Here is a 1,935-nt window from a genome sequence, read left to right as displayed (position 1 = left end):
CAAGGGAGCCATCGCCCGGAGGTCGCTCCGGGCGGGGCCGGAGCGCCTTTGTTAAGAAAGATGTGAGTAAGGCATAGTTAATAAGGGGGGTCAGGGGGGTGCAGTTTTGATTGATTTTGGCTTAGCGCGACAGGTGACAGCGCCGGGGAAATTGCGAACAAATAGCAATTCCGGGACTGAGTGTTACGCACCAATTGAACTGTTAGAAAAACGCGCCGAACTTGGTGCTTATACTGATGTTTATTCCCTCGCAGCAACGCTTTATGTGATGTTGACTGGTGAGTTGCCATTTCCGTCGCAATTTAGGAAGCAAAATATTCCTTTAACTCCGCCGAAGCGGCACAATTCTGAGATTAGCGACAGAGTGAATACGGCGATTATGAAAGGGATGGAGTTGGAACCACAAAATCGCCCGCAGTCGGTGCAGGAATGGTTGGATTTGCTGATACCGAAACCGAATGATGTTGAGGTTAATTTGGTTTCAACCGTGGGAATGGATTATATAAATTTGCGGAATTTATTGGCGGCCAAAAAGTGGCTAGAAGCCGATGAGGAAACGACGAGAGTGATGTTGAAAGTGGCGGGTAGGGAGGAAAAAGGATGGCTGAATATAAAAGATATTGAAAAATTCCCCTGCAAGGATTTGCGTACTATTGACCAACTTTGGGTAGAATACAGCAATGGGCTCTTCGGCTTTAGCGTGCAGAAGCGCATCTATCAAAGTCTGGGGGGAACTACGGAATATAATAGTGAAGTTTGGCAGAAGTTTGGCGACAAGGTAGGCTGGAGAAAAAACAATTCATGGCTGTACTACAACGACCTCACTTTTTCAGAGAAATCACCAGAAGCTCGCCCCCCAATGGGGTGTTTTTTGAAGGGAGTTGGGAAGTTGGAGAAGTTATTTGGGTGGGGGTTGGTCTCTTCTCTCGCGTCGAGACTTGTAAAGTGTAACATCTAAGCGTTACAGGATTTCGTAAAGATTTATAACCGATCGCAAAACCACGATCGCCACTTCTAAGTTAATGCCTAAAACCCCGAGTTACCATAACTATAAGATAAACTTTATTATCAACTGTAGGGGCGAAGCCTTCGGCGAAAAATATGAGCTTCAAAACCAACAATATATTCGCCGAATGCTTCGCCCTGGCTTTTGCGCCAGATACAATTCCGATGTTTTAGAATTTGATCGATCTGATTTCCCAACGCACATATTGGTAAACCCGCGCTGATGAGTAATAACCCTGAAGATTGGAGTTGACTCGCGTGAATTGGGCGAAGCATTCGGATGGTTTCGGCAGTTAAAAAACCAAACAACCACCGAAAAAACTAAAAAAACGCTCTTACTCCCCCCCTTACCAAGGGGGGGCTGGGGGGGGTTAAAATCTAAACAACCAACGAACAAACTAAAAAAACGCTCTTACTCCCCCCCTTACCAAGGGGGGGCTGGGGGGGTATAAATCCTATATAACAATGACAAAACTCTACAACAAAAGCTCAGAAAAATTCAAGCGACAGCAGCTTCGCGCAGAAATGACAGAAGCTGAAAAGCGACTATGGAAACAAATAAGAAACAGACAGCTTGAAAACTGTAAATTTCGCAGACAATATAGCGTAGCAGCATTTGTGCTAGATTTCTACTCGCCGGAAATCAAGTTAGCACTAGAAGTTGATGGTGACAGTCATTTTGTGGATGGCGCTGTAGAATATGATGCAGAAAGGCAAGAGTTTATTGAGTCGGCAAGGATTAATTTTTTGAGGTTTACTAATGAGGATGTTTATCATAATTTGGATGCGGTTTTAGAGGTTATTGTAGAGGGGATTAAATCGTTGAGAACATCGGGTGTTTTACCCCCCCCAGCCCCCCTTCTTAAGGCTATGCCTTACTCACATCTTTCTTAACAAAGGCGCTCCGGCCCCGCCCGGAGCGACCTCCGG

General features: G+C 45.4%; 2 protein-coding genes. Both read left to right on the top strand.

The window, feature by feature from the left end; genetic code table 11:
* Positions 1-106 precede the first annotated feature (106 nt).
* Entirely contained in the window at positions 107-958 is an 852-nt protein-coding gene (locus QUB14_RS28495) for a GUN4 domain-containing protein (protein WP_333221607.1), read from the top strand.
* 512 nt (positions 959-1,470) lie between these two features.
* Entirely contained in the window at positions 1,471-1,899 is a 429-nt protein-coding gene (locus tag QUB14_RS28490; protein ID WP_333297461.1) for an endonuclease domain-containing protein, read from the top strand.
* Positions 1,900-1,935 lie beyond the last annotated feature (36 nt).

It is taken from the genome of Microcoleus sp. B3-D2 (assembly GCF_036705345.1).
In the GTDB taxonomy this organism is placed as follows: domain Bacteria; phylum Cyanobacteriota; class Cyanobacteriia; order Cyanobacteriales; family Microcoleaceae; genus Microcoleus.
This window is presented reverse-complemented; position numbering and strand designations above follow the sequence as displayed.